The 6,724-nt window shown below is 53.8% G+C and carries 7 protein-coding genes and 1 tRNA gene; 1 reads left to right on the top strand and 7 read right to left on the bottom strand.

Translation table 11 applies throughout. The annotated features are described in order from the left end of the window. Positions 1-24: 24 nt before the first annotated feature. The 6 genes from HMPREF1292_RS02055 to HMPREF1292_RS02080 all read right to left on the bottom strand — a co-directional run bounded on the left by HMPREF1292_RS02055 (position 25) and on the right by HMPREF1292_RS02080 (position 4,919). A complete protein-coding gene (locus tag HMPREF1292_RS02055; protein ID WP_023018528.1) occupies positions 25-651 on the bottom strand; it encodes a bifunctional 2-polyprenyl-6-hydroxyphenol methylase/3-demethylubiquinol 3-O-methyltransferase UbiG in 627 nt (208 codons plus the stop codon). 102 nt (positions 652-753) lie between these two features. Next, a complete protein-coding gene (cynS, locus tag HMPREF1292_RS02060; RefSeq protein WP_023018529.1) occupies positions 754-1,212 on the bottom strand; it encodes a cyanase in 459 nt (152 codons plus the stop codon). A gap of 44 nt (positions 1,213-1,256) precedes the next feature. Continuing rightward, entirely contained in the window at positions 1,257-2,015 is a 759-nt protein-coding gene (locus tag HMPREF1292_RS02065) for an ABC transporter ATP-binding protein (protein WP_021353148.1), read from the bottom strand. Beyond that, a complete protein-coding gene (locus HMPREF1292_RS02070) occupies positions 2,012-2,977 on the bottom strand; it encodes an iron chelate uptake ABC transporter family permease subunit (protein WP_021353149.1) in 966 nt (321 codons plus the stop codon). The genes HMPREF1292_RS02065 and HMPREF1292_RS02070 overlap by 4 nt, the downstream gene beginning before the upstream one ends. Continuing rightward, positions 2,967-3,908: an ABC transporter permease gene (locus HMPREF1292_RS02075; protein WP_198010699.1), complete on the bottom strand. Its 942-nt coding sequence runs from the start codon at positions 3,906-3,908 to the stop codon at positions 2,967-2,969. Before HMPREF1292_RS02075 ends, HMPREF1292_RS02070 begins: the two co-directional genes overlap by 11 nt. 9 nt (positions 3,909-3,917) lie before the next feature. After that, the gene (locus HMPREF1292_RS02080; protein ID WP_023018531.1) at positions 3,918-4,919 is read right to left on the bottom strand and encodes a siderophore ABC transporter substrate-binding protein; all 1,002 of its coding nucleotides are present in this window, start codon (positions 4,917-4,919) and stop codon (positions 3,918-3,920) included. Positions 4,920-5,379: 460 nt separating this feature from the next. Here HMPREF1292_RS02080 and HMPREF1292_RS02085 point away from each other — a divergent pair, with 460 nt between their 5' ends. Further along, positions 5,380-6,561 (top strand): IS481 family transposase, encoded by a 1,182-nt coding sequence (locus HMPREF1292_RS02085; RefSeq protein ID WP_023018532.1) that lies wholly within the window; start codon positions 5,380-5,382, stop codon positions 6,559-6,561. A gap of 72 nt (positions 6,562-6,633) precedes the next feature. Here the strand turns inward: HMPREF1292_RS02085 and HMPREF1292_RS02090 are convergent. After that, a tRNA-Arg gene (locus HMPREF1292_RS02090) sits at positions 6,634-6,706 on the bottom strand. Positions 6,707-6,724: the final 18 nt, after the last annotated feature.

A 6,724-nucleotide genomic window follows, 5' to 3' on the forward strand; every position in this document is an offset into this window, starting at 1 on the left:
CTGCAGTGTATCCTGCTTCACGTTTTAGCGCCGTCGCGCGCGCAACACCAGATCGCAGTGATGGTGCGCCCCGCCGCCACGTTCGAGGTTCTTTTCAAACACGTAGTCGTCGACAAGCTCCAACTCCGTCAGCTGTTCTTTCAAGCGCGCTGGCATCAGGTACTTCTCGGATTCCATATCGTGGTGCACAAAAATCAACCAGCCACCCGGCGCAACCAACGATTCCAGCTTGGGCACATCGTCGTCGCTAAGCTGCCCGAAAAAGCAGATGACCAAATCAAACATGGCTCGTTCAAAATCCTGGAAGCTCACCGCTCGTGCGTCGATCTGCACGCCGTTTTCAGCCGCCAATTCCTGAGCGCGGCGCACGGCGGTCGGGGCATGATCAATGGCCGTGACCTGCCAACCCTGCTGCGCCAACCACACGGCGTCTGCTCCCTCTCCGCAGCCGATATCCAACGCGGTGCGCGGGCTCGCACCATCCAGCCCCATGCCTGCAACCGCGTTCAGCAGCGCCGCATTCGGATCCCCGGACCAGACACGCTCATTGCTGGCATAACGATCCTCCATCGCGGCAGCCGACGGCGCGTGGTGCGCAGAATTGTGGTGGCCGGGAACGTTACTATCAGAATGTGTGCTGTCAGTGTGCATTGCGGAGTCCTTTCGCACGGGTACCTCTAGGAAAATTTTACCGTTGCGCCAGGACCGCGGGCGGGCTTGCTAAAGACTCCAGCCCGCAGCAGAAACTAACACCTACTGCTTATCGGACTGTACCCAGTCATAGGGCAGGTACTTGCCGTCGATGGTGATGTGTACGCGGTCGCCACCAGGGTGTTCCACGCGCTTGAAATCAAGGCTGCAATTGATCGCGCTCATAATTCCGTCGCCGAATTCATCATGAATCAACGCCTTCAAGGCCGGGCCGTAGACGTCGATGAGTTCATGGAAACGATAAATGGTCGGGTCCGTGGCGATTTCACGCTCCGGAACGCGGGTTGGCTGCCTGCGCAAAGCCTTGACCAGCTCGTCGTCAAGCTCGAGTTCTTTGCGTAAAAACTCCGCAACCTCTTCTGGCACTGGGTGCATACCCAACACAGCAGAAACTAGCCAGACATTCGGGCACTCGGCGCGCTCGGCAAGCTCTGACCAGCTCAAGCCCTTTTCTTGGCGCTTTTCATCGATGATGATGCCTGCATCTTGCTTGGATAACATATGTGCTCCTCACAGCTGGTTTTACTCGTGAACCTGCCTCAAGTTTAGCGGAAATAGATAGCCACCGGGTTCTGGTTAAACAGTTCGATTTGCATATCCATGTCGTAAATAGAGCGCATGACTTCTTTATTCATGATCTCACCCGGCGATCCCGCATGCACAAGTTGACCATGCTTCAGCGCAATAATGTGATCCGAATACGCCGCCGCGAAATTAATGTCATGGATCACCACCACGATGGTTTTCCCCTGCTCATCGCACGCTTTACGCAGCATTTTCATCATGGACACTGCGTAACGCATATCCAAGTTATTCAGCGGCTCATCCAGCAGAATATAGTCAGTATCCTGCGCTAACACCATGGCGACGAAAGCCCGTTGTCGCTGTCCACCGGATAACTCATCCAACGCATGATCGGCCATGTGCTCCAGGCCCATCTGTTCAATGGCGTCATCAACGTATTTTTTATCGTCTGCGGTCAGTCGACCTTGCGTGTGAGGGAAACGCCCGAATTCCACCAGCTCGCGTACCGTCAGGCGTACCACCAGGTGGTTTTCCTGCCGCAGGATCGACATAGTGCGTGCCAGCTCTGGGCCTGGAGTGGTGGATACATCCAGATCATCAATTAGCACCGCACCTTCGGTAATTGGTTCCAGGCGAGCGATCATCTGCAGCAAAGTGGACTTACCCGCACCATTCGGCCCAATTACCGAGGTGAATTTACCACGCGGGATCGTGGTGGAAATATTATCGACGACGGTGTGCTCGTCGTAGCGTTTGGTGACGTCTTCGATGCGGATCATTTGTTGATTCCACCTTTCCGGAGCAACAAGTACAAGAAGGCCAGGCCACCGAAGAGTTCGATGATAATCGACAGCGCAGTATTAAACGCAAAGACTTGGCCCAAGATAAACTGGCCGGCTAGTAACGCGGTAATACCAATCAGCACAGCGCCAGGAAGTGTCCACGCATGGCGATCAGTACGCATCAGCTGGTACGACAAGTGCGCGACCAGCAAACCAAAGAACAGTACCGGGCCGACGAGCGCCGTTGAACTAGACACCAGCACCGCGATCAACACCAAAGTGATAATGACTTCGCGTCGGTAATTGATTCCCAGGTTGAGCGAAATATCTCGGCCCAGCAACAGCGTGTCGTAAATGCGGCGTTTGCGCCACATCACAGCCGCGCAACCAATGGTGAGCGCGGTGGTCACCCACAACAAATTCTTGTCGACGTAGCTAAAATTCGCGAAAAATCTATCTTGCAGCGCAGCATGCAAACCCGGATCAATCAGCCGCTGCAGCAGCGAGGACACGCTACGGAAAAAGACTCCGAAGACAATGCCCACTAGTAACAATAGATCCAAGCTGGTACGACCGCCGCGGAACATCAGTGCATACAGCAGGATGGCAAAGCCAACCATGATGCCAACTTCCACCGCGAATAGCCCCCGTGCTTCCCACGGCGAAAGCGCGCTGAGCCCAAAGAAATACACCAACGCGGTTTGCAGCAGGATATAAAGGGCATCAAAGCCCATCAGTGACGGGGTTAAAATTCGGTTGGCGGTAATAGTCTGAAACAACACCGTCGACAAGCCGATGGATGTAGCGACGACAATGAGCCCACCAGCGATGTAGGCGCGGCGTTCTAGGGCCCACTGCCAAGCTTTCGGCAAATCCCAAGCCAGGAACAGCCCCAAACTCACCAGCGCCAGAACGAGCAGGATAGACAACGTCAGTGTTCGTTTGTGGTTAGCGTGCATGCTGATGCCTCCGGAGCAAAATGACCAAGAAGATCGCACCACCGACGACGCCGACGACCGTACCCACCGGAATTTCAAATGGATAGCGCAGCAGGCGTCCGGCTAGATCACAGACCAAAGTAAAACCGGCGCCAAGGATCATCACCCATGGCAGGGAGCGTCGCGCATTATCCCCGAAATACAGTGAGACTATGTTGGGCACCACCAAACCCAAAAATGGCAAAGAACCAATTACCGTAACAACGATCGCCGCGGTAATCGCCACAATAACCAGCCCGAGGGTTTCTGTGCGTTTGAAGTTAATGCCAGCGTTAATGGCGTAGCTTTTACCCAGCCCCAACAAGGTGAACCGATCGGCGACGAAATAAGAGATCACCAGCATCACCGCGACCAACATCAGCAGCTCCCAGCGTCCGACGATTGTGCCGGCGAAAGAGCCTAATTGCCAGGCATTAAGAGACTGAATGAGATCCACGTCCAGGGCAATAAACGTCGAGATCGCACCGATAACGGTACCGATCATGATGCCGACCAACGGCACGATGAAGCCCTTGCGGTGGCGCAGGCGACCGATTGTGAAAATGAACAACGCTGTACCGGCGATAGCAGCCACACAAGCGACCGCCATTTTGACAAAAATAGGCGAGGCTGGCGCAAAGATAGTGATCAACAGCAAACCAAGCGCGGCTGATTCTGTAGTGCCGACAGTCGATGGTTCCACAAAGCGGTTTTGTGTCAGCAGTTGCATCAGCAAACCAGCCATCGCTAGCGCAGACCCAGCCAGCAGGACTGCGGCTGTGCGCGGCAAGCGTGATTGGCGTAGTAGCTCCCAGTCAAAGTCAGCGGCGCCAATCATGATACTAGCCCCTGCCAAGGCAATGAGAATGCCTATGGCCAGGGGCATAGCCCACCAACGGTGCAAAAGTTTCATCAGGAAATACTAGAGCGCTGCTTCGACTTCGTCGATCATGGCGTCAACGTTGTTGATGCCACCGCCCATCAAGTACCACAGTTCAGGCGACAGGTAGACGATATTGTCGTTCTCTGCTGCCTTGGTGCCCTGAACCAGTGGGTTATCCAGGGTTGCCTCGGCGGTAGCTTCATCAGAACCACGGGCTGCGTCACGGTCAATGACGAAGATGTAGTCCGGGTCAGCGTCCGCAATGTATTCGAAGGAGACGACCTCACCGTAGCGACCATCCATCTTTACTTCTGCAGCTTCTTTGAAGCCGAATGCATTGTGAATCGCGCCGAAACGGGAACCCGGAGCGAAAGCGTGGGTCTCGCCACCGTTCGTCATCAGGATCAGAGCGTTCAGGTCTTCAGCCTCAACTTTCTCCTTCAGTTCGTCGGCACGCTTCTGGATAGCCTCGATCTTTTCGTCCGCTTGTTTCTGCACGTCCTCACCGAACAGACCAGCCAAGTTATGGGCGGTCTCCAGGTTCAGGTCCAAGCTGCCCTCGGTGTAGTCGGTGGAGTAGTCCAAAGCAGGAGCAATCTTGCCCAACTCTTCCACCAGGGATGGTTCGCGAGCAGTACGCGCACCCATCAAAATGACATCTGGCTCAGCAGAGGCGATAGCTTCCAAGTCCGGCTCGCTCATTCCGCCGGCCTCTGCAGTATCAGCATATTCTTCTGCAAACGCTGGTGGATTGTTGCTGGTTGGAGTAAGCACGACAGAATCGCCCTTGCCCAGAGAATCAATCACGTCCAGGACGGAGTAGTCCAAAACAACAATATTTTCTGGCATGGCGTCCAGCTCTATCTCACCGTTGTTATCGGTGACGGTAAATTTGCCTTCTGCAGAAGCAGCTGAATCAGCGCTCGTATTGGACTCACCAGCAGTGTTTGTCTCATCAGCGCTGCTGCACCCTGCCACTACCAATCCGGCGGCACAGACAGTAGCGATAGTTTTCGCTAATTTCGCAGTCGTCTTAGTCATTAATCGGTCTCCTCCTGAACCCTCACTGCGAGTTCGGGCAAATTATCATGAGTTGATCACAGGTTTCTTAGATTAACCTGACACAAAGCAAATTATCTTAGGCTTTCGGAATAGTCAACAAAATATGAATAAATAACTCACAGCAAAACCCGCACTTTTATTGCAGGTTCTCGCTTCAACATTTAACCGAGAATCCGAAATTACAGCCCTTAAAAGAGACATACAAAAGCCCGGATCATCACCGCGTCATAGTGATAATCCGAGCTCTTCTGTGTGCGCCCGGAGGTGTCTGATTCCATGACATCGTTCCGCTCTGTCTCACGACATCCTTCCGCCCCTCAAGGCTCTGATGTGCCACAACATCGTTCCGCTGTTCTCACACAACCACCCCAACAGGGACAATGAGGACACACGCACCACCTTAGGATGTAGCGAGACATACTTCCGCCCAAAATAGAGCATGGGCAAGAAACACACTTCCAACAAAGTCATCGTCGAAACCATCCTCGCGACCGGCATGAGTCATAAAGATGCCGCCGCACTCTTTAACGTCAGCACCCGCTGGATCCGCGAACTACTCCACCGCTATCGAGAAGGTGGCTACCAAGCACTACAACCACGCTCCCGGGCCCCGCACTCCAACCCCAGACAGGTACCAGAGAGCACAGTCAAAACCATCCTCGAAATCCGACAACACCTTGAAAACACCGGCCAAGACAACGGCGCCCACACCATCCGATGGCATCTTCAACAACAAAAAATAACCCCACTACCAGCAGCATCGACTATCCACCGCATACTCAAACGCCACGGCTACGTCATCGAACAACCTCACAAAAGGCCACGCAGTTCCTGGAAACGATTCGAAGCAGACCAACCAAACGAAACCTGGCAACTCGACTACAGCCACTGCTACCTCAACAACAACCAACGCGTAGCCATCCTGACCATCATCGACGACCACTCACGCTTTGTCATCGCTTGCAAAGCCTTCGAACACGAAACCGGCACCAACGTCATCGACACCTTCATATCCGCAGGTAACAAACATGGATTCCCCAAATCCACCCTCACCGACAACGGCAGCGTGTTCACCACAAAGCTCTACAGAAAAGCCGACACTCGCAACGGCTTCGAACAGCTACTCCTCCAAATGGGCATCCAACAAAAGAATGGAACTCCATACCATCCCCAAACCCAAGGAAAAGTCGAGCGCTTCCACCAAACACTCCAAAAAGCCCTGCACGCAAGGCCATTCGCCCACAACATCGGCGAGCTAAACCAACAACTCGATGACATCATCGACTACTACAACAACCACCGACCCCACCGAGCACTCAACAGACAAACACCACCACAGGCCTACAACCGACTACCCAAAGCCCCACCACTCGACATCCCCATTGGCACCGACAATCGCCTACGGCGAGACAAAGTCGACAACGACGGAAAAGTAACCCTTCGCTGGGCCGGCAACATGCGCAAACTCTACGTCGGAAGAAAACACCGCACCAAAGAAATCATGCTCATCTGCATCAACAACGACATCACCGCCATTAACCCCCACACAGGCGAAATCTGGGGCCGATACCACTTAGACAAAACCAAAAAATACCACCGCAACCAACTCGGTGAAATCTAGAAAACGAACCCCCAAAACGAAGAAAATCTCGAGACACCGAAATAGGAACGATGTCTCGAGACTTCACATGTGTGCGCCCGGAGGGATTCGAACCCCCAACCTTCTGATCCGTAGTCAGATGCTCTATCCGTTGAGCTACGGGCGCTTCCCGCTACACTTTGAG

This window comes from Corynebacterium sp. KPL1995, from assembly GCF_000477935.1.
GTDB classification, from domain to species: domain Bacteria; phylum Actinomycetota; class Actinomycetes; order Mycobacteriales; family Mycobacteriaceae; genus Corynebacterium; species Corynebacterium pseudodiphtheriticum.

What these genes read in the sequence shown, in the direction of transcription:
- HMPREF1292_RS02055 (WP_023018528.1), bottom strand. Translation starts at nt 651, where the DNA reads ATGCACACTGACAGCACACATTCTGATAGTAACGTTCCCGGCCACCAC.
- cynS (WP_023018529.1), bottom strand. Translation starts at nt 1,212, where the DNA reads ATGTTATCCAAGCAAGATGCAGGCATCATCATCGATGAAAAGCGCCAA.
- HMPREF1292_RS02065 (WP_021353148.1), bottom strand. Translation starts at nt 2,015, where the DNA reads ATGATCCGCATCGAAGACGTCACCAAACGCTACGACGAGCACACCGTC.
- HMPREF1292_RS02070 (WP_021353149.1), bottom strand. Translation starts at nt 2,977, where the DNA reads ATGCACGCTAACCACAAACGAACACTGACGTTGTCTATCCTGCTCGTT.
- HMPREF1292_RS02075 (WP_198010699.1), bottom strand. Translation starts at nt 3,908, where the DNA reads ATGAAACTTTTGCACCGTTGGTGGGCTATGCCCCTGGCCATAGGCATT.
- HMPREF1292_RS02080 (WP_023018531.1), bottom strand. Translation starts at nt 4,919, where the DNA reads ATGACTAAGACGACTGCGAAATTAGCGAAAACTATCGCTACTGTCTGT.
- HMPREF1292_RS02085 (WP_023018532.1), top strand. Translation starts at nt 5,380, where the DNA reads ATGGGCAAGAAACACACTTCCAACAAAGTCATCGTCGAAACCATCCTC.